General features: G+C 67.1%; 18 protein-coding genes. 7 read left to right on the forward strand and 11 right to left on the reverse strand.

All coding sequences use genetic code 11. The features are described 5' to 3' along the window. Positions 1 to 15: 15 nt before the first annotated feature. The gene (locus AWC12_RS24170) at positions 16 to 300 is read right to left on the reverse strand and encodes a DUF732 domain-containing protein (protein ID WP_165762852.1); all 285 of its coding nucleotides are present in this window, start codon (positions 298 to 300) and stop codon (positions 16 to 18) included. A 254-nt stretch (positions 301 to 554) separates the two neighbouring features. Beyond that, positions 555 to 848, reverse strand: a complete 294-nt coding sequence (locus AWC12_RS24175; RefSeq protein ID WP_085177490.1) for a hypothetical protein — start codon at positions 846 to 848, stop codon at positions 555 to 557. A gap of 97 nt (positions 849 to 945) precedes the next feature. Here AWC12_RS24175 and AWC12_RS24180 point away from each other — a divergent pair, with 97 nt between their 5' ends. After that, positions 946 to 3,702 (forward strand): LuxR family transcriptional regulator, encoded by a 2,757-nt coding sequence (locus AWC12_RS24180; protein WP_085177492.1) that lies wholly within the window; start codon positions 946 to 948, stop codon positions 3,700 to 3,702. Positions 3,703 to 3,932: 230 nt separating this feature from the next. After that, positions 3,933 to 4,700: a spore germination YkwD domain-containing protein gene (locus AWC12_RS24185; RefSeq protein WP_234814145.1), complete on the forward strand. Its 768-nt coding sequence runs from the start codon at positions 3,933 to 3,935 to the stop codon at positions 4,698 to 4,700. 5 nt (positions 4,701 to 4,705) lie between these two features. Here AWC12_RS24185 and AWC12_RS24190 read toward each other — a convergent pair whose 3' ends face one another. Both AWC12_RS24190 and AWC12_RS24195 read right to left on the reverse strand, forming a co-directional pair. Continuing rightward, the gene (locus AWC12_RS24190; protein ID WP_085177496.1) at positions 4,706 to 5,236 is read right to left on the reverse strand and encodes a DUF3558 domain-containing protein; all 531 of its coding nucleotides are present in this window, start codon (positions 5,234 to 5,236) and stop codon (positions 4,706 to 4,708) included. Between the two features lie 147 nt (positions 5,237 to 5,383). Next, positions 5,384 to 6,397 (reverse strand): alcohol dehydrogenase catalytic domain-containing protein, encoded by a 1,014-nt coding sequence (locus AWC12_RS24195; protein WP_085177498.1) that lies wholly within the window; start codon positions 6,395 to 6,397, stop codon positions 5,384 to 5,386. A 57-nt stretch (positions 6,398 to 6,454) separates the two neighbouring features. Here AWC12_RS24195 and AWC12_RS24200 point away from each other — a divergent pair, with 57 nt between their 5' ends. Further along, complete coding sequence (locus AWC12_RS24200; protein WP_085177614.1) at positions 6,455 to 7,141, forward strand: DedA family protein; 687 nt, start codon at positions 6,455 to 6,457, stop codon at positions 7,139 to 7,141. A 136-nt stretch (positions 7,142 to 7,277) separates the two neighbouring features. After that, positions 7,278 to 7,763, forward strand: a complete 486-nt coding sequence (locus AWC12_RS24210) for an MFS transporter (protein WP_024445559.1) — start codon at positions 7,278 to 7,280, stop codon at positions 7,761 to 7,763. On the opposite strand, the gene nhaA is transcribed toward AWC12_RS24210, so the two are convergent. Both nhaA and AWC12_RS24220 read right to left on the reverse strand, forming a co-directional pair. After that, positions 7,752 to 9,599 carry a Na+/H+ antiporter NhaA gene (gene nhaA / locus AWC12_RS24215; RefSeq protein ID WP_024445560.1) on the reverse strand — a complete coding sequence of 616 codons (1,848 nt, stop codon included), beginning with the start codon at positions 9,597 to 9,599 and terminating at the stop codon, positions 7,752 to 7,754. The genes AWC12_RS24210 and nhaA overlap by 12 nt on opposite strands. Then, positions 9,596 to 10,732, reverse strand: a complete 1,137-nt coding sequence (locus tag AWC12_RS24220; RefSeq protein ID WP_085177500.1) for a glycoside hydrolase family 76 protein — start codon at positions 10,730 to 10,732, stop codon at positions 9,596 to 9,598. The genes nhaA and AWC12_RS24220 overlap by 4 nt, the downstream gene beginning before the upstream one ends. Positions 10,733 to 10,805: 73 nt before the next feature. Between AWC12_RS24220 and AWC12_RS24225 the strand changes: the two genes are divergently transcribed. Together AWC12_RS24225 and AWC12_RS24230 are read left to right on the forward strand one after the other, a co-directional pair. Next, positions 10,806 to 11,345, forward strand: a complete 540-nt coding sequence (locus AWC12_RS24225; RefSeq protein ID WP_085177502.1) for a TetR/AcrR family transcriptional regulator — start codon at positions 10,806 to 10,808, stop codon at positions 11,343 to 11,345. After that, positions 11,342 to 12,982 carry an MFS transporter gene (locus tag AWC12_RS24230; protein WP_133057378.1) on the forward strand — a complete coding sequence of 547 codons (1,641 nt, stop codon included), beginning with the start codon at positions 11,342 to 11,344 and terminating at the stop codon, positions 12,980 to 12,982. The genes AWC12_RS24225 and AWC12_RS24230 overlap by 4 nt, the downstream gene beginning before the upstream one ends. Here the strand turns inward: AWC12_RS24230 and AWC12_RS24235 are convergent. Genes AWC12_RS24235 through ttfA form a run of 4 tightly spaced genes read right to left on the reverse strand, consistent with a single transcriptional unit; the run spans position 12,866 to position 16,007 of the window. Continuing rightward, a complete protein-coding gene (locus AWC12_RS24235; protein ID WP_085177616.1) occupies positions 12,866 to 13,510 on the reverse strand; it encodes a TrmH family RNA methyltransferase in 645 nt (214 codons plus the stop codon). The two genes, AWC12_RS24230 and AWC12_RS24235, sit on opposite strands and share 117 nt — an antisense overlap. Beyond that, positions 13,507 to 14,406: a hypothetical protein gene (locus AWC12_RS24240; protein WP_085177504.1), complete on the reverse strand. Its 900-nt coding sequence runs from the start codon at positions 14,404 to 14,406 to the stop codon at positions 13,507 to 13,509. The genes AWC12_RS24235 and AWC12_RS24240 overlap by 4 nt, the downstream gene beginning before the upstream one ends. 6 nt (positions 14,407 to 14,412) lie before the next feature. Next, positions 14,413 to 15,189 (reverse strand): SDR family NAD(P)-dependent oxidoreductase, encoded by a 777-nt coding sequence (locus tag AWC12_RS24245; RefSeq protein ID WP_085177506.1) that lies wholly within the window; start codon positions 15,187 to 15,189, stop codon positions 14,413 to 14,415. 14 nt (positions 15,190 to 15,203) lie between these two features. Next, on the reverse strand, positions 15,204 to 16,007 hold the full coding sequence (ttfA, locus tag AWC12_RS24250) for a trehalose monomycolate transport factor TtfA (RefSeq protein WP_085177508.1): 804 nt from the start codon (positions 16,005 to 16,007) through the stop codon (positions 15,204 to 15,206). 109 nt (positions 16,008 to 16,116) lie between these two features. On the opposite strand from ttfA, the gene AWC12_RS24255 reads away from it, so the two are divergent. Continuing rightward, the gene (locus tag AWC12_RS24255; RefSeq protein ID WP_085177510.1) at positions 16,117 to 16,791 is read left to right on the forward strand and encodes an SDR family NAD(P)-dependent oxidoreductase; all 675 of its coding nucleotides are present in this window, start codon (positions 16,117 to 16,119) and stop codon (positions 16,789 to 16,791) included. A gap of 113 nt (positions 16,792 to 16,904) precedes the next feature. Here the strand turns inward: AWC12_RS24255 and clpB are convergent, their stop codons facing one another. After that, on the reverse strand, positions 16,905 to 19,451 hold the full coding sequence (gene clpB / locus AWC12_RS24260) for an ATP-dependent chaperone ClpB (protein ID WP_024445569.1): 2,547 nt from the start codon (positions 19,449 to 19,451) through the stop codon (positions 16,905 to 16,907). Positions 19,452 to 19,582: the final 131 nt, after the last annotated feature.

The following is a 19,582-nucleotide window of genomic DNA, read 5'->3' on the forward strand; positions in this document are numbered from 1 at the left end:
CCAGTGCGGCGCTAACTAACCGGCGAAGTCGGGGCACAGATGTGTCGTGGCCGCGCTGACAAACAGCGTGCCCTGACCGAACCTGTACAGCGACTCCACCCGGCTCATCTCGTCGAGTACCGACACACCGTCGCGCAGCTCCCCGCACACACCGTAACCCGCGTCGATCACCTGATCCGCGTTCTTGTCCGGCAGCCAGACGCCGTTCGTCTGTAGTTCGTCGAGGAAGGTCCCCGTATCGGCTGCGGCCGCCGGAGCGCACAACAGCGCACCCGCCGCCAGGACGATCGCAGCAGGCATCGGGGTAAGAATATTCGGCTTCATGGACGTTCCGCTTTCTCCAGTTGTGACCGCGTGAGAGCTGATGCCACGCCGACGTTATCCGTGGTCATTCGGCCGTTAAATCGGGTGTTTCCCTATTGCTGCGGGTGGGACACAGGTGCCCCACGGTCGAGCCGTAACCCCTGCCCGAGCATCCAAATGTGCAGTGCCTGCAGTGGTTTTCGCGGGCGCTCCGGCGGCCCGACCATCCCCGCTCGTCACAGCACGATGCGTCATACCGGCCCTCTGGGCTCGAGACGAATGTCGGTTGCCGCGGTGAGACGGTCGGCGGGCAAACCGGCATGCCGACATACCTTCGACACCAAGTCGGCTGACGCGGCACAGAAGATCCCGAAGACCATCTCGTCGGTGGGAACCACGATCATGGACATCAGCTGGATCGTGGGACCGAGCGCCGATGCTGCCGCGGCACTTGATTGCAGGACAGCCGAAGTCCGTTCGAGTGATTCGCGCACGACGGCGGGTTGATACCACTCGACCAGATAGCACTCTTCTGGGGGCCCCACACGTCGGAGGCTATCGGCGTCGCGCAGCCAGTTAAATCGGGCGAATCCCTATCGAAGCTTCGATCCGACCCGGCGACGGCTGTGACATGATCCTGAGGTGGCTGCGGGGGTAGTGAGCCGCGATGCCGAATCCGCGGCAGTCGCTGGGTTTCTCGACGCCACGACCCACGAACCCAGCAGCCTGCTGATCGAAGGCGAAGCGGGAATTGGCAAGACCACCATCTGGCTCGCCGGCGTGGAGCAGGCCCGCGAGCGCGGCTTTCACGTGCTTACCGCACGGCCGGCGCACACAGAATCGGTGCTGTCCTACGTTGCGCTGGCAGACCTCCTGAGCCGCGTCGACACGACGGTGCTGGACAGCCTGCCTGAACCGCAACGTTTTGCGCTGGACCGGGTCTTGCTCCGGGGGGATCCCGGTGACACCCCGACCGATCCGCGGGCGGTGGCCGCGGCGTTCCTGTCGGTCATCGACACGCTGGCAGAGGTCAGACCGGTGTTGATCTGCATCGACGACCTGCAGTGGCTCGACCACTCCAGCGCTGCCGCCGTCGCGTTCGCCGCGCGCCGGCTTTCGGGTGCGGTCGGGGTGATCACCGCGATGCGCAGCGACGCGAGCCCCGCGCTTGACCTCTTCCGGAATCGGTTGCCCAGAACGGAGTCCAGCAGTCGTCTGGTGGTCGGACCCCTCAGCCTGGGCGCACTGCGGACCATCGTTTCGCAACGGCTGGGCTTGTCATTGCCGCGACCGACAATGGTCCGCATTCATGACATCTCCCGCGGCAACCCGTTCTACGCCCTGCAACTGGCATATGCATCCGCTCATGATGAAATATCGATGCGGACAACACTTTCCGATCTGGTTCGGGCCAGGATCAGCGAAGTGGGAACGGAAACGCAGGAAGCGTTGCTCGCCGCCGCCTGTGCCGGATCGCCGACCATCGACCTCATCGCGCGGGCGATGAACGTCACGCACTCGCGCGTTGCGGAGATCCTCGACGAGGCCGAAGACCACAAGCTCATCCACTACGAGGGCCAGCGGATTCGGTTTTCGCATCCCCTGCTGGCCGCCGGTATTCACGCCGAAGCCCCTGCGCCCCGGCGCCGACGGATGCATGCCACGCTCGCCGGTATCGTCACCGAGCCAGAGCTGCAAGCCCGACATCTCGCGCTCTCGGCCACCGTCGCAGACGATCAGACGCTGCACTCTCTGGACGCAGCCGCGCAGTCGGCGGCCAACCGAGGAGCGCCCGGCGCCGCAGCAGAGTTGCTCGACTTGGCCATCAGCCTCGGTGGCGACACCCCCGCGCGTCATATTCGAGCAGCGGGACATCATCTACATGCCGCGAACTTCAACGAAGCAGCGACGCGGCTGGAACAGATCATCGATACGCTGCCATCGGGTCAGGTGCGGGCAGAAGCGCTGACACTGCTCGCCAAGGTCCGCACCGCCGAAGAGAAGCTCGCGGAAGTGATCGCTGTTCTCACCCGCGTGCTGGCCGAATCCGCGGACGACCCCGGCCGACGCGCGTATGCGCTGATAATGCTGTCCCACGCGCAACTCAACACGGCCCAGTTCGACGCATCTGCCCGCAGTATCGACGAAGCGGTCACACTCGCCACCGAACTGGACCGAACCGACCTACTGAGTACGGCTCTGGCCATGCGGACGATGCAGCGCTTCGCCGCCGGGCGTGGTTTCGACGAAGAGACGATGACGCGCGCGCTGGAGCTCGAAGACCCTGCGTCCGACATTCCGTCGGTACTGAGCGCCTCGCTCAACAATGCGCTGCTCCTGGCCTGGACGGGCCAGCTCGACCGCGGACACGACGCGATGATGGCGGTGCGGAGGCGTTCCCTGGATCGAGGCGAGGAGCACCAACTGGCCATCCTTGACTTCCACAGCTTTTTGATGGCTCTCTGGCGCGGTGATATGGCCGACGCCGGCTTGCTGGCCGAGGACGCGATCGAACGGGCAAACGCCCTGGGCGACCCGGAGCCCGTGTGCATCGGTCTGACGACGCGGGCGGCCCTTGCCGCCTACGCAGGCCATGAACAGCGTGCCAAGGAGGATGTCGCGGAGGCGTTGACGCATCTGCAACTCCTCGGCACACCCCCGATGACTCGCTACCCGCTGGCGATGCTGGCCTTTCTGGAGGTGTCCCTGGGCAACTACGCCGCCGCGCTGAGCGCGTTGGAACCGGCGCTGGCGCTGATCGACTCGACTCCAATGCCTTTGGAGATCATGATCGGCCTGTTCGTACCCGACGCCGCCGAGGCGATGGTCGCCATGGGACGGCTCGACGATGCCGAACGGCTGATCGAACGGTTCCTCGACGACGGCCGACGGTTGGACCGGGCATGGATGCTGGCCTGCGGTGGACGCTGCCGTGCCATGCTGCTCGCGGCGCGCGGTGATGTGGACGCCGCAGCCGACGCTGCCCAACTCGCGATGACCGAACACCAACGGCTGCCCATGCCGTTCGAACAGGCCAGAACTCAGCTACTCGTCGGCCAACTCGAACGACGACAACGTCGCAACCAGGCTGCCTCCGCGGCACTCACCGAAGCGCTGCACACCTTCGAGCAACTCGGGACACCACTGTGGGCCGAACGCGCCCGCGCCGAGTTGGGGCGCGCCAACGTCGGCCCGCACCGCGACACGACCTTGACCCCGTCCGAGCAACTGGTTGCCGAACTCGCAGCATCCGGTATGACCAACCGCGACGTCGCCGCCGCCCTGTTCATCAGCCCGAAGACGGTGGAGGCCAACCTGTCTCGCATCTACCGCAAGCTCGGTATCAAATCACGGGCTGCCCTTGGGCGGCTGATGTCTGAAAACCTGAAGGACCCCTAGTGATGCGGCGCTGACGAGCAGCGTGCCACGACGACGGTATGGGCTTCCCCATCGCCGAACCTCGATCGCTCCCCGACAGATGTAGGGGAACACCCTATTTAGTCGTCGGCGGTACCGGCTTACGGTCGATCCGCCAAAGATTCCGAGGGGGAACAACCGTGACCACGACGCGATCGTACGTATCCGTAGCATCTTCAGCGCTTTTCGCGGCCACCTGTGCGGTATCGGGGGTGGTCTTCGCGCCCGTTGCGCAGGCCAGTCCGCTCGACGGGATCCGCGCCGCCGTCAACGCCGCGCGCAGCGGCTCACCGTGCGGCCCGCTGAACTACAACATCGACCTTGAGGGCAATGCGCAAGCGATGATAGGGAACAGGGCGCCGGGCGTACCCCCAGCTGGCCGTTATAACGGCAAGACGGCCGAGGGTGACTCGCAGGAAGATCCCACCTCAGAGGCGATCCGGGTTCTGATTGACAAGATGCGACCCTTGATCACCAACTGCAATTACAAGGACTTCGGCGTCGGGATGGTCCGCAATGACGATCGCGAATACAGCGTCGTGAGTCTTGCGCTCGGCGAGCCGCCCGCAGCGGCCCCCGTTCCGGCGCCGGTCCCGGAACCCGCGGGGAGGCCGATCAAGTGCACCGGCGGCCCAACCATCCCGGCCGGCCAAACCTGCCCGCCCAAGCCACCTCCCGTCGAAGCAGCGCCGACGAATGCCGTCACCCTGAACATCGTGCGAGAAGGCCTGCGCGCCAAAGTAACTGTGGGCAACACGTCGAACCTCCAGGCGCAGTGCACGTACAACGCCGCGGAAGTCAACGGGCTGGGCATTCCGGTCAGCCGTGATTTCCAAGTCAACCCCAAGGGCACCACCCCACTGGAGTTCGCCGCTCCGCTTCCCGGGCAGACCTATACGGTCGTGGTCACGTGTCAGGCCGACTTCCAGGGCAAGACCGTCGAGATTGGTCGCGTGCAGCAGGACTTTTCGAGCTTCTAGGAACATCATCGGGGGATCTGGGGGCCGATCTTGCGGGCGAGGTCGACGGCGGCGGCGTTGGCCTCGTCCCCCGACATCGACAGCACCGCGACCTGAACCATGTTGTTGCGCCCGCCCGCCGCGAACTCCACCTGCCCGGGCACCAGGAATCGCATGCCATCCGGACCCGGCGTCCCGACATCGGGGAATCCGGGTTCGGGTGGCGCCAGCGTGTTGTTCACAGCCGAACCAGGGTTCCCGATCTCGATCGCGATGGATTCGTAGTTGTCCGGGTTCTCCCAGAGGCATGCCGGCATGGCCGGGTCGGTGGAGGTGGAGCGTCCCTCGATAGGCGCACCGAGCAATGCCGACACATCGTCCGCCGACAGCAGCGCACAGGCGTCGATCACGGTCGGGCTGGTCGCAGATGCGCTCGAAGCTGTGTCGCCGGCCTCGGTGTTCTGTTCACTGACATTGCCCGGCGAACTACAGCCCGCCGCGCTGAGACACGCTGCGACCATCACGAAAGTGCCTGCTGCAAGGGAGTAATTGGTCATTTCGCCGACGATAAGACCGGCATGCCGCAGAAGAAATCGGGTGTTTCCCTACACCACACTTGGGCACCGTCGTCCTCCGTCGCGCCGAGTGCACGCTTGGTGATGAAATCCGGCCGGATTCCGTCAACAAGCGTGCATTCGCGGCGCTTACACAGTCAGCACCCGACGGTACCGGGCGCGGCCGGAGTCCATCGCCTCGAACGCTTCGGCAGCCTCGGCCAGCGGCTGCTCCTCAACCATGGCTCGCACCCCGGTCAGCAGCGCGAAGTGCATCGTCTCCTCCACGTCGCGCGCGGTGCCGGACGGATGGCCCGTCACCGAAAGCCCTGCGTTGATCAGCTGCAGCGGGCTGATCGGCAGGTTCTCAGGGGTAACGCCGACGGTGACCAGCTCGCCCTGGGGTGCGAGACCGCCGACAGTCGCGGCCATCGCGGCAGCGTTGTTCGCGGTGGCCAGCACAACGACCGCGCCGCCCAGCTTCTGCAACTCCTCGGCGACGTCCTGTGCCGTGGAATCGATGTAGTGGTGCGCCCCGAACTGCCTGGCTTCCTCTTCCTTGCCCGTACCGCGCGCGATCGCGACCGTCTCGAAGCCCATCGCCCGCGACCACTGCACGCCGAGGTGCCCGAGCCCTCCGACACCGAGGATTGCGACCACGTCGCCGGCCTTGGCGCGGGTCTGCCGCAGCCCGTTGAACGTGGTCACCCCCGCACAACCCATCGGCGCCGCCTCCGCGAACGACAGACCGTCGGGGATTCGGGCGAGCGCAGTCCACGGAGCCGTCACCGACTCCGCATAGCCGCCCGGGTACTGCCAGCTCGGCACCTGCATGCGCACGCACTGCATGAACTGGCCCTTGCGGCACGGGATGCAACGGTTGCAGTTGCCGCCGAACCAGCCGACCGCCACTCGGTCACCGGCGGCAAAGTCCTCGACACCGTCACCGACGTCGGCAACCGTGCCCGCGATCTCGTGACCCATCGTGATGGGCCATTCCAATCCGGGGAAGTGACCGGCGTGGAATTCGCGGTCGGTGCCGCAGACCCCGCACGCGGCGACGGCGATACGGACGTGACCGGCGGGAGGGGGCTGGGTCTCCACGTCGACGAGGGTGAGTGCTTCGTTGGCTGAGGCGACCTGCACGGCCTTGTGGGTGGGCATGACTCAGCCTATGCCGCCGGTACCCTTGGGGCCGTGGTCGTCGACAATCTCGCGCTGATGCCCGACTTTCTGGACCCCATCAACCTCCTGAGCTACTTCGGCACCTGGGCGCTGATCGGGTTGCTCGTCGTGGTGTTCGTCGAGTCGGGGGTGCTGTTCCCGATCCTTCCGGGCGACTCCCTGCTGTTCGTCGCGGGCATGCTCGCGGCCGGCATCCAGACGGCGTCGGCCGAGGGCAACGTCGCCCAAGTGAACTTCCAGCTGTGGCAGCTGCTGCTGTTCATTCCGATCGCGGCGATCCTGGGCGCCCAGGTGGGCTATTGGATCGGCCGCAACGTCGGCACCGCGATGTTCAAGCCGAACGCGCGATTCCTCAAGCAGAAGTACCTCGACGAGGCACACCTGTTCTTCGAGCAGCGCGGCCCGTTCGCCATCGTCATCGCCCGCTTCGTGCCCATCGTGCGTACGCTCGCCCCGATCACTGCCGGTGCGGCGAAGATGAACTACGCGGTGTTCACGCTGTACAACGCCGTCGGCGCCATCGTCTGGGGTGCCGGCCTGACCCTGCTCGGGTACTGGCTCGGCCGCATCGAGATCATCCAGAAGCTGCTGGAGCCGATCGTCATCGGCATCGTCATCCTCTCGGTGCTGCCGATCGCCTTCGAGTGGTACAAGCGCCGTAAGGCCGCCAAGCAGGCCGGTATCCCGACACCGCCCATGGACGCGGGCGAGCAGACGACCTAGAGACCGTCACGCAACGCGTCGAACAACCGGGTGAGGCGCGCACGGTGGTCCTCGATCACCGGGTCGGGCGCGCCTTCCTCGATGACGCGGCGCGCGGTTGCCGTCAGCACCGTCACATAACCGGCGATGACGCGGGATGTTGCCGCAGGTCGTCGTGCTCATCGCGGGCAGCTTCGTCGTCAACCCATTCGTCCAGCGCGTCGGACCGGAGCGTGCCGCCTGGATCAGCGCGTCGGCCGTCGTGGCCGGGCTTGCGGTCTACGGGCTGCTCGGCCGTTTCGGATATGCGTGGGTCGCCCTGGCACTGGTACTGGTCGCGGCGGGCATGCGGGTGGTCGGCGTCGTCGCCGCAGTGAACGTCCTGCGCGGCCTGCCCGAGAACCGCACCGCCATCGGTACGGCGCTCACCGACACCGCGTCCCAGGTGACGTCGGGCGCCGGGGTCGCGGTGGCGGGCACGATCCTCGCCGGACTGTTCACCGGCGCCATCGCCTCGTCGCAGTGGACGGCGCAGCAGACTGCACAGTTCGACCGGGCCGTGACGGTCGCGGGCCTGACGCTGACCGTCCTCGCGGGGGCATTGGTCGTCTTCGGGATCGTGCGCGGTCGCTCAGGGACGTGAGTCTTCAAGCGCGCGGATGAGACTCGCGGCGTCCCACGGACCCTTGTGCCGCTTGCCGTTGACGAACAGCGTCGGTGTCGCGTTGAGGTCCATCGCGTCGGCGTCCTCGGCGTCGTCCTCCACGCGGTGCAGCACATTCTTCGAGTGCACCCGGACATCCTGGTCGAACTGCTCGATGTCGCAGCCGGCCGCCACGGCGTAGCGGTAGATGTCGGACCACTCGAGGTCGTCCTGGTGAGCGAACAGCTGGCGCGCCATCTCCCAGAATTTGCCCTGCAGCGCAGCAGCCTCACTGGCCCGGGCTGCGTCAAACGCCCGCGGATGTGCTCGCTCGAGCGGAAAGTGCCGCCAGACGTAGAGCAGGTCTTCCCCGAAGTGTGCCCGTACCTCGTCGATCGAGCCGGTGGCGCGGCTGCAGAACGGGCACTCGAAGTCGCCGTACTCGACCAGCGTCAGCGGTGCGTCGGGCCGCCCACGGACATGGTCGCGCTCGGGGTCGACGGGCCGGAGCAGCTTGAGCCCCACCGGCTCGGGCGGACTGATCCAATCGGTGATCCGGAAGATCGCCCAGCCGAACACGAACGCGATCACCGATGCCGCGAGCACGCCGATCCTCGCCTGGTCCTGCCTGCTGGGATCCGAGATCGCGATGTCGACGATGAACAGCGAGATCGTGAAGCCGATACCCGACAGCGCCGCGCCGCCGGCGATGCGGCGCAACGTCAGACCCGGCGCCAGCACGCCGATCCCGGTTCTGCGGATCAGCCAGGTCGCGCCAGTGATGCCGACGAACTTGCCGATCACCAGACCGGCGACGATGCCCCACGTGAGCGGCGACCGCAGGGCCGTCATCACGCTCTGGCTGTCCAGCCGCACCCCGGCGTTGACGAGCGCGAACAACGGCAGGATGACGAACGACACGGTAGGGCCGACGGCCGTCTGCAGCCGCTCGTTGATGGAGATCGACTCGCGCAGCGAACGGCTCGCGGCACGCGCGTACTCGGAGTTCGGGGATTGCCGGAACGCCCGGATCTGCGTGACGGCTTCCTCGACCGGGCGCCGGGCCGGGGTGAAGACGGGGATGAGCAGCGCGACGGCGACACCGGCCAGCGTGGGGTGGATACCTGCCATGAAGAGCGCGATCCACAGCGCGACGCCGAGCACCGCGTAGGCCGGGCCTCGCTCCTTGGGCAGGAACCGCACCAGCGCCAGCGCGACGATCAGCAGCACCGACACCACCAGCGGCCCGACCTGGATGCTGTCGGAGTAGAACAGCGCGATCGCGATCAGCGCCCCGACGTCGTCGACCACGGCCAGTGTCAGCAGGAACAGTCGCACCCGGGCCGGGAACATCGGCTTGATGATCGCCAGCGCCCCGACCAGGAAGGCCGTGTCGGTGGAGATCACCACGCCCCACGCGTGCGCGTTCTCGCCGGAGGGGTTGAACGCCAGGAACACCACGGCGGGCAGCACCAGGCCTGCGGCGGCGGCGACCACCGGCACCGCGGCGCGCGACCGGTCGGTCAGCTCGCCGATGGTGAACTCGCGGGTCACCTCGAGCCCGACGATGAAGAAGAAGAACGTCATCAGGGCGTCGTTGACGATGTGCTTGACAGTCATCTCCACGTGATGGCTGCCGAAGCTGACGCCGACGTGCGTGTCGAGCAACGCGGAATAGCTGTCGGCCCACGGCGAATTCGCCCACAGGATCGCGATGACGGTAAACGTCAGCAGCAGTGCCGCGGCGGTGTTGTCGGTGGTTCTCGTCGCGTTGCTGCCACGGGTACGCCGCGAAGGCAGCAGCGGGAAACCCCGCCCGGTGGTCGGTTCGCTCACCCGGCTGTGTTCTCCGAGACCGTGTCCGATGCGCCGCCCGCAACCGAGTGGGCCGCTTCCATCAGCATCCAGCCGGCCAACTGCACCGACAGGTCGCGTTCGGGGATCTCGGAGGAGTTGACGGCGCCTTCGACGAATTGCGCGTCTTTCGTTCCGGCCGTGGGCAATTCGGCTGGGCGGTCCCAGAACGCCGCGAACAGGGGAAGGCCCTCGGCGGTCTGACGGTTCTCCCACGCGGCGCGTCCGGAGGTCAGCACCAGCTTCGCGGCGGTCTCGCGGGCCGAGACATCAGCCTCGCCGTCACCGGGTAGATCGGTGGCGACCAGCGCCAAATAACGGGCCAGGATGCCGTTGAACAATCCGCCGTCACCGCCACCCGCGCCTTTGATGACGCCGTCGGGCGCCATGTGCTCGGCGACGGCCGCGACGAGCCGGTGGACCCGCTCGGCGTGGCGTGGATCCTCGGTGCGCGCCGCGAGCTCGGTCTCCGCGCCCAGCACCACGCCTTGGCAGTAGGTGTACTGGGCGCGTACCAGCGAGCCGCCCTTGATGCCGTCGAACACCAGATGCGTGTCCGGATCGATAAGGGTCTCGTCGATCCAGTCGGCCATCTGCTGCGCTCTGCGCAGCCTGCCTTCGTAGCGGGCGAGGAAGATCGCGGCGGGCCCGTTGGCCGGGGCGTTGAAGAACTGGTCCTGCTTGCGCCATGGAATGCCGCCGCCGTCCTCGGGCACCCACGAGCTGAGGAACTGGTCGGCGAGCTTGTGCAGTGCTTTCGGGCGGGCCACCCCGGTCAGACGGCCGGCGCGCTCGAGCGCGAGTGCCAGCCACGCCATGTCGTCGTAGTAGTCGTTCGTCCACCTCCCGATGTTGCGCAGCCGATGCCCGCGGATCTGACGGTTTATCGAGGTGAGGCGCTCCGGCTTCGGGTCGCGCAGTTGGGCGTCGACGAGGTTGTCCAGCAGGTGCGCCTGCCACCAGTAGTGCCAGGTCCCGAAGCGGCGTTGCTTAGCCGCGGCCGGCCAGGCGACCACGCCCAGCTGGGTACCCGGCAGCCCCCACAGTTTTCGGAGATGCCGCGTGGCGATGGCGGCTTCGGCGCTGGCGGCGCGGTTGGCCCACATCTGATCCATGCCGTTGATCCTGCCCTACCGACAGCCCAGAGGCTATGAGACAAATCTGTCTCATATGAGCTATTCTTGTCGCATGTCCTCGACCCGCGACCAGTTGCTGCGGGCTGCTGCCGACTTCCTCGGCCGGCGCCCCAACGCGACGCAGGACGAGATCGCCACCGCCGTCGGCGTGAGTCGCGCGACGCTGCATAGGCACTTCTCGGGCCGCGCCGCACTGATGGGGGCGCTGGAAGAACTCGCCGTCGCCGAGTTGCGCGAGGTCCTCAAGACGGTGCGGCTCGACGAAGGTTCGGCGACGGACGCGCTGCGCCGGCTCGTCACCGCCTGTGAGCCGATCTCCCCCTACTTCGTCCTGTTGTACAGCCAGAGCCAGGAAGCCGACCTCGAAACCACGATCGAGATCTGGGACGAGGTCGACTCCGCCATCACGGAGCTGTTCCTGCGCGGTCAGCGCGAGGGAGCATTCCGGCCCGAGCTGACCGCGGCCTGGCTCACCGAGGCGTTCTACAGCTTGATCGCCGGCACCGCATGGTCCATCCGCGCCGGCCGCGCCGCCGCCCGCGACTTCGACCGACTGATCACCGACCTTCTACTCAACGGAGTGAAGAAATGAACAGACGCTGGTTCGCTCTCGGCGTCCTGACCATGGCCGTGCTGCTCATCGGCATCGACGGCACCGTCCTCGCGCTGGCGACCCCGTTCATCACCGCCGATCTCGGATCCACCGGTACGCAGATCCTCTGGATCGGCGACATCTACTCGTTCGTGCTCGCCGCACTGCTGATCAGTATGGGCAGTCTCGGCGACCGCATCGGCCACAAGAAGTTGCTGCTCTGGGGTGCAACAGGTTTCGCTGTCGCATCGGTGGTCTCCGCCTACGCGACGAGTCCGGAGATGTTGATCGCGACGCGCGCGCTTCTCGGTGTGGCGGGCGCGACGCTCGCCCCTGCGACGCTGGCGCTGATCCGCGGACTGTTCCCCGACCAGCGTGAGCGCAGCATCGCCGTCGGCATCTGGGCGTCAGCCTTCTCTGCAGGCGCAGCACTGGGCCCCGTGGTGGGAGGCGTTCTGCTGGAACACTTCTGGTGGGGTTCGGTGTTCCTGATCAACATCCCCGTGAAGGTGGTGCTGCTTGTCGGCGGCCTTGTGCTGCTGCCCGAGCACCGCAACCCTGACCCGGGTCCGTGGGATCTGCCCAGCGTCGGTCTGTCCATGGTGGGCATGCTGGGCCTGGTCTATGCGATCAAGGAGGGCTTCACCGGACTGGCCCACGGTATCGGCGCCGACATCGTGGTGACCGGCGTCGTCGGGGCGGTGGCACTCACCTTGTTCGTCCGCCGTCAGCTGCGCCTTCCGACGCCGCTGATCGACGTGCGACTCTTCGCGAATCCCCGGTTCTCCGGTGTGGTGTCGGCCAACCTGCTTTCGGTGCTAGGTCTCGCCGGACTGGTGTTCTTCCTGTCCCAGTACTTCCAGCTCGTCCACGGTTACGGCCCGCTCAAGGCAGGTCTGGCCGAGCTGCCCGCCGCCATGACCGCGACCGTGTTCGGCGTGCTCGCCGGTGTGGCGGTGCGCTACTTCTCACACCGGTCGGTGCTCACCGCAGGGCTGGCGATGGTCGGCATTGCGATGGCGGCTCTGATGGCATCGCTGGTCGTCTTCACCCCGATGGCTCCGTATCTGCCGCTGGGCATTTCGCTGTTCGTCGTCGGCGTGGGGCTGGGGCTGGCGTTCACGGTGGCCAGTGACGTGATCTTGGCGAGCGTGCCGAAGGAACGCGCAGGCGCGGCGGCTGCAGTGTCTGAGACGGCCTACGAACTGGGCATGGCGCTGGGGATCGCTACGCTCGGGTCGATCGTGACCGCGGTTTATCGCGGCGTCAGCTTCGCACCGGACGTTCCGGCCGACGTTGCCGCGCAAGCACGTGACTCGCTGCCCAACGCGATTCATGCCGCGCAGACCCTACCTGCCGATCAGCAGGCAGTACTGCTCGACGCCGCGAAAGAATCGTTCACACAGGGCCTTACGGTGGCTTCCGGCGTCGGCGCGGCGCTGCTGCTCACCGCCGCGGTCGCGGTGTGGTGGCTGCTGCGGCCGCGGCCAGATGCCGCCGGCAGCCCGGCTCCGCGAACCTCACCAAGCTCGGCTGAGGTCGGCGTGCTGCCTGATCCAGGCGTGCATGGCGATGCCGGCAGCGACGGCGGCGTTGATGCTGCGCGTCGATCCGAACTGTGCGATCGAGACTGTTAGCAGGGCACCGGTTTTCGCATCTTCGGTGATACCGGGGCCCTCCTGCCCGAAGACCAGCAGGCAATCACGGGGCAGCTGCGTCTCTTCCAGACGGGACGCCCCGGGGACGTTGTCGACGGCCACGACCGCCAGGCCGTGGGAGGCCGCGAAGTCGAGCAGGTCGGCGGTCGTCTCGTGATGACGCAGGCGCTGATAGCGGTCGGTGACCATCGCACCGCGCCGGTTCCAGCGACGGCGGCCCACGATGTGCACCGTGTCCACCGCGAAGGCGTTCGCGGTCCGCACCACCCCGCCGATGTTGGCGTCGTTGCCGAAGTTCTCGATCGCGATGTGCAGCGGATGCCGACGTCGGTCGATGTCGGCGATGATCGCGTCGCGCGTCCAATACCGGTAGGCATCAACGACATTGCGGGTGTCGCCGGTACGCAACAGCTCGGTGTCGTAACGCGGGTCGTCGGGCAGCTGTCCGTCCCAGGGTCCGACGCCGGGACCCCCACCCCACTCGGTGGGGCCGGGCGGCTCCGTCACCGCGAGACGTCCTGTTCCCACAGCGCCGCGTGCGTTCCCGCCAGCGACACCGTCGCATACAGCAGCGCTTGGTTGATCTCGCCCTGCGTGCACAGCGAGGCCCGCAGCTGGACACCCTCGCGTGAGGCTTCCGGCAGCACCAGCACAGAGGCACCGTAGATCCCGCAGGCATGGCTGAGCCCCTTGCCGGGCAGGGTCGGTGCGGCCAACACCATCATCGGCCCGCCCCGCTTCGCCGAGTCCTCGCGGTAGCGCTGCGCGAGGCCGTCGACCTCGAGGCCTAGCAGCATGTAACCCTTGCCCTCAAAGGCTTTCGGTTCGCCGAGCGCGGTCGGGGCCAGTTGAGCGCCGTCTTCGGAGAAGGCATCCACGCTGCTGGTCTTCAGCGTCAGACCGGTGTCGTTGGAGTTGGTGGGCAGCACGCCGACGGGAAACGCCGCCGGATAGGCCACCGTGGATGCGGCGATGCGGTCGCGCGGCGAGTAGGCGTAGACGCCGCGCACCTGGGACTGATCCCGTTGCGGACCCAGGCATACCGTTCCCGTCAGGCGGTCCGGAGTCACCGACAACGGTTGAATGCCAAGGTTTGTCACGTCACCGCACCCGCCGATGCCGTTGGCCTCGATGGGGTGGGCGAGTGCACCGTAGAGACCGAAGCGGAGGTCCTCCGGGTCCGCCGGCGTCACCCCCTCCTTCGCGGGGGCCGCATCGACGTCGACGAGGACGTAGTCGGCGTCGAAGCGCAGGTTGGCCACTGACATGTTCCAGCCGAGAAGCTCCAGGGACTCACCCATCGACGCTGTCGCAGCGGAGAAGACGTCCTCGCGATCGCCCGAGTCACCGGAGCACGATGCGACAGCGAGCACGATCGCTGTCAGGACGGCGATTACCCGCACAGGTTCTCAGGTCCTGCCACGGCCCTTACCCACCACTTTGGACAAGGCGCGCACCACATTTCGCGGCACGATGCGCCCGCCGGTGGTCAGCGCCTTGTACTGCAGGCCCGGAATGATGACGACCTTGTTCTTCGCGATGTCGGCCATCGTCTCCCGGACCACGTCGTCCACCTCGAGCCACAGGAAGCCCGCGGTGCCGGCCATGTCGATTCCGGCCCGCTCGTGAAACTCGGTGCGCACGAAGCCGGGACACAACGCGTGCACTCCGACGCCGGTGCCGCCGAGGCCGTTGGCCAGTCCCTCGGAGAACGACACCACCCATGCCTTGGATGCCGAGTAGGTCGACCCGCGGCCGGGCAGGAGTCCGGCGACGCTCGCGACGTTGAGCACGGTGCCCTCACCGGCGGCCAGCATGGATGGCAGTGCGGCGTGCGTCAGCTGCATGACCGCCGTGACGTTGACATCCAGCTGTGCCTTCAGGACGTCGTAGTCGACGGTCCAGAACTCTCCCGAAGTTCCGAAGCCGGCGTTGTTCACCAGCACTCGCACGCCGGCGCGCAGCCGCTCCGCGACCGCCGCGCGGTCGTCGGCCTCGGCGAGGTCGGCGCGGAGGACTTCGACATTCGCCCCCGCCTCGTCATGCAATTCGGCGGCCAGGGTGTTGAGACGCCCGGCGTCGCGAGCGACCAGAACCAGGTCGTAGCCGTCCATGGCGTAGCGGCGGGCGAACCCCTCCCCGATCCCGGCTGTCGGTCCGGTGATCAAGGCGACGGGGCGTGGCATGCCCCAGAGGATACTTATCGCTGATAGTTGGGCGACTGCCGCCCGTTGTGCTGTGCCGGCTGCTGAACCGGCGCCGCGGGACGCCGCAGCGGGTCTGGCCGGGGCTGGCCCGCGTAACCCGGGGGCAGCTCGCGACCCGCGGGCGCGGGGGTGATCGGTCGGCTGGGCGAGCCGCTGCGACGGGCGACGGGCTGTCCGGTGGACGCGGTCGGCATCGGCGGCAGCACGCGCAGCAGGTCGTTGAACTGGCGCACGGTGCGCAGCCCCTCATCCCACTGGGCGCGGGTGCTGGTCACCGGCATGCTGATCAGCGTCCAGTTGCCTTCGTTCCACATGATCTCGGCACAGTCCGGGGCGGTGTGGGCGAACGTCACCATCCGGCGGTCGCAGGCGCGGCGGGCGGCGTCGAGGTTCGTCGAGTACACCATCCGCGGGCCGATCGCCCCGAGCAGCCAGATGTCGCTCTCGCGTGGTTCCTTGATGCCTTTGAGACGCATGTCGACGGTCACGTTGGTGCCAACCTTGCGGTGCAGGGCGATCACGGTGGCAACGTCTTCGAGATCGAAGATGAAGACGGCTTCGCCGCGGATCTGCCCGAGGACCACGTTGCGGGCGGTGACATCGCCGACGGTGGACATCACGCCGCGCTTCCACCGCTTGAGGATGTCGCCGGACTCGTGCTCGTAGTCGAAGCCGTGCGATTTGGCCCAGGACTTGCGCCGACGGCCCAAACCGCGCCGACGGTCGAGGTCGACGTACAGCAAAACGGCCGCACCCACGAAACAGAGTGCGGACAGGGTGAACCAAAGCGGGACCATTGCCTCAAGAGTATCCGCTCTGGGGCGCGCTCTCCGAATCCGAATTTGTCACAACCTCGTCTCAGGCTGAGCCATCGCCGCGAGGGTGCGCCGAACGCATACTGGCCCGGTGAGCGATCTCTCGGGAAAGTCCTACCTCGTCGTCGGCGCCAGCGGAGCCCTCGGCTCCCGTATCGCCCGTGGCCTGCACGAGCGCGGGGCGGCACTGACCGTGACCGGGAGGTCCGCCGAGGCGCTGGCCGCTTTCGATGGCGCGCACGTCGTGACTGCCGACCTGCGCGAACCCGACGCCGGCCGCGCCGTGGTGGCGGCCGCCGTCAAGGCGCACGGCCGTCTCGACGGGGTTGTCATCGCCGCAGGTGTGGTGGCCTTCGGTCCGTTGGCCGACATCGACGACGACACCGTCGACGACCTCGTCCTGATCGACTTCCTGGCGCCACTGCGTGTGATGCGCGCGGCGCTTCCCGTGCTCGACGCCGGCGGCGTCATCCTGGGCATCAGTGCCGTCGTCGCCGAGAAGCCGCTGCCGAACATGGCGGTCTACTCGGCGGTCAAGGCCGCCACCGCGGCGCTGTTCACCGCGGCCCGCACCGAGGCGCGCCGACGCAAAATCCGCGTCGTCGACGTCCGGCCGCCGCACACCGAGACCGGGCTGGCCGACCGGGCCATCGCCGGACAGGCACCCAAACTCCCCGCGGGCCTGGATCCCGACGCCGTCGCCGAGCGGATCATCGCCGCACTGCTGGGCGACGAGACCGAGCTCGCGAGCACCGCCTTTACCTAGGCCGAGCAAAAGGCCGAACAGACACAAACTCGCGTGCTTTCGACGGAAAACACGCGAGTTTGTGTGTGGTGGCGGCGAGACTCAGCCCAGCTGTCGGGTCTTGGCGCAAGCGCTCATCCCAGAACCAGCTTCTCGCCATCCGCACTGACGTTGACCGGAACCACGTCGCCGTCGTGCACCTCGCCGGCCAGCAGCATCTTGGCGAGCTGATCGCCGATGGCCTGCTGCACCAGCCTGCGCAGCGGCCGCGCGCCGTAGAGCGGGTCGAACCCGCGCTCGGCCAGCCACTTCTTCGCGGGCAGCGACACCTCGAGCGTCAGCCTGCGCTGCGCCAGCCGCCTGGCCAGCTGCTCCAACTGGATGTCCACGATCGACACCAGCTGCTCGGGGTCCAGCGCGTCGAACATGATCACGTCGTCGAGGCGGTTGATGAACTCCGGCTTGAACGCCGAGCGCACCGCGGCCATCACCTGTTCCTCGGAACCGCCGGCACCCAGGTTTGACGTCAGGATCAGGATCGTGTTGCGGAAGTCCACGGTCCGACCCTGGCCGTCGGTCAGCCTGCCCTCGTCGAGCACCTGCAGCAGCACGTCGAACACGTCCGGGTGGGCCTTTTCGATCTCGTCGAACAGGATCACCGTGTACGGACGCCGCCGGACCGCCTCGGTCAGCTGGCCGCCCTGGTCGTAGCCGACGTATCCGGGAGGTGCACCGACCAGGCGAGCCACCGAGTGCTTCTCGCCGTACTCGCTCATGTCGATGCGCACCATCGCGCGTTCGTCGTCGAACAGGAACTCCGCCAAGGCTTTGGCGAGCTCGGTCTTACCCACACCGGTGGGTCCGAGGAACATGAACGAGCCCGTCGGCCGGTTGGGGTCGGCAACGCCGGCGCGCGAACGCCGTACCGCATCGGAAACGGCTTGCACCGCCTTCTTCTGGCCGACCACACGCTTGCCCAGCTCCTCCTCCATACGGAGCAGCTTGGCCGTCTCACCTTCGAGCATCCGGCCTGCCGGGATGCCGGTCCACGCCTCCACCACTTCGGCGATGTCGTCGGGTCCGACTTCCTCCTTGAGCATCACGTTCTCGCGAGCCTCGGCGTGGGGCAGCGCGGCGTCGAGCTTCTTCTCGACCTCGGGGATGCGTCCGTAGCGCAGCTCCGCGGCCTTGGCCAGGTCACCGTCGCGCTCAGCCCTGTCGGCCTCGCCGCGCAACGTCTCCAGCTGCTCCTTGAGCTCGCGCACCACGTCGATGGCGCTCTTCTCGTTCTGCCACCGGGCGGTCAGCTCGGAGAGCTGTTCCTTCTTGTCGGCCAATTCCGCGCGCAGCTTCTCCAAGCGGTCCTTCGACGCGGCGTCTTCCTCCTTGGCCAGCGCCATCTCCTCGATCTCGAGGCGACGGACCAGCCGCTCGACCTCGTCGATTTCGACGGGCCGGGAATCGATCTCCATGCGCAGCCGCGACGCAGACTCGTCGACCAGGTCGATCGCCTTGTCGGGCAGGAAGCGCGACGTGATGTAGCGGTCACTGAGGGCGGCCGCTGCCACCAGTGCGGAGTCGGTGATGCGCACGCCGTGGTGCACCTCGTAGCGGTCCTTGAGGCCGCGCAGGATGCCGACGGTGTCCTCGACGGAGGGTTCGCCGACGAACACCTGTTGGAAGCGGCGCTCCAGCGCGGCGTCCTTTTCGATGTACTTGCGGTACTCGTCGAGCGTCGTCGCACCCACCAGCCGCAGCTCACCGCGGGCCAGCATGGGTTTGATCATGTTGCCCGCATCCATCGCGGATTCCCCGGTGGCACCGGCACCGACGATGGTGTGCAGCTCGTCGATGAACGTGATGATCTGCCCGGCCGAATTCTTGATGTCGTCGAGGACGGCCTTGAGGCGCTCCTCGAACTCACCGCGGTACTTGGCGCCCGCCACCATGGAACCCAAGTCGAGAGACACAACGGTCTTGTCCCGCAATGACTCCGGGACATCGCCTGCGACGATGCGCTGGGCCAGGCCCTCGACGATCGCCGTCTTTCCGACACCGGGTTCGCCGATGAGCACCGGATTGTTTTTGGTGCGACGGCTCAGAACCTGGACCACGCGACGGATCTCGTGGTCGCGGCCAATTACAGGATCGAGCTTGCCTTCCTTGGCGCGCGCCGTCAGGTCGGTGGAGTACTTCTCCAGCGCCTGATAGCTGCCCTCCGGATCCGGGTTGGTGACACGCGCGCTGCCACGCACCTTCGTGAACGCGTCGCGCAGGGTCTGCGGTGAGGCGCCGTGTCCGGTGAGCAGCTTGGCGACGTCGTCGGAACCGGTCGCCAAGCCGACGAGCAGGTGCTCGGTAGAGACGTATTCGTCGTCCATCTCGGTGGCGAGGTGTTGCGCCCCGGTAATGGCAGCGATCGCCGCGGTGTTGAGCTGGGGCTGCGAGCTGGAGCCGGTCGCCGAGGGGAGCCGGTCGAGTAGACGCTGCGTCTCGGCGCGGACAGTCGCGGGTTCGACGCCGACGGCCTCCAGGAGCGGTGCGGCAATGCCGTCGTTCTGAGTCAGCAGTGCCATCAACAGATGGGCGGGAGTGATCTGCGGGTTGCCGGCGGCGGTAGCCGCTTGCAGCGCCGAAGTCAGGGCCGCCTGGGTTTTGGTCGTCGGGTTGAACGAGTCCACGACACCTCCCTTTCATGTACGCAAGGGCCGCGTGAGGCGCCCTTGAAATGCTTGTCCTGTTACACAACGCCGTCAAGGTTGAGTCTGTTCCGCTCAACTCTAGGCTTTTTTCCGCAATCGTCAACAGACAC

Origin of the sequence: Mycolicibacterium iranicum, from assembly GCF_002101705.1 — a bacterium.
Lineage (GTDB): Bacteria > Actinomycetota > Actinomycetes > Mycobacteriales > Mycobacteriaceae > Mycobacterium > Mycobacterium iranicum.

Excerpts from the sequence above, each read along its gene's own strand:
- AWC12_RS24170 (WP_165762852.1), bottom strand. The coding sequence starts at position 300 with ATGCCTGCTGCGATCGTCCTGGCGGCGGGTGCGCTGTTGTGCGCTCCG.
- AWC12_RS24190 (WP_085177496.1), bottom strand. The coding sequence starts at position 5,236 with ATGACCAATTACTCCCTTGCAGCAGGCACTTTCGTGATGGTCGCAGCG.
- AWC12_RS24195 (WP_085177498.1), bottom strand. The coding sequence starts at position 6,397 with ATGCCCACCCACAAGGCCGTGCAGGTCGCCTCAGCCAACGAAGCACTC.
- AWC12_RS24200 (WP_085177614.1), top strand. The coding sequence starts at position 6,455 with ATGCCCGACTTTCTGGACCCCATCAACCTCCTGAGCTACTTCGGCACC.
- AWC12_RS24210 (WP_024445559.1), top strand. The coding sequence starts at position 7,278 with ATGTTGCCGCAGGTCGTCGTGCTCATCGCGGGCAGCTTCGTCGTCAAC.
- AWC12_RS24220 (WP_085177500.1), bottom strand. The coding sequence starts at position 10,732 with ATGGATCAGATGTGGGCCAACCGCGCCGCCAGCGCCGAAGCCGCCATC.
- AWC12_RS24225 (WP_085177502.1), top strand. The coding sequence starts at position 10,806 with ATGTCCTCGACCCGCGACCAGTTGCTGCGGGCTGCTGCCGACTTCCTC.
- AWC12_RS24230 (WP_133057378.1), top strand. The coding sequence starts at position 11,342 with ATGAACAGACGCTGGTTCGCTCTCGGCGTCCTGACCATGGCCGTGCTG.
- AWC12_RS24245 (WP_085177506.1), bottom strand. The coding sequence starts at position 15,189 with ATGCCACGCCCCGTCGCCTTGATCACCGGACCGACAGCCGGGATCGGG.
- ttfA (WP_085177508.1), bottom strand. The coding sequence starts at position 16,007 with ATGGTCCCGCTTTGGTTCACCCTGTCCGCACTCTGTTTCGTGGGTGCG.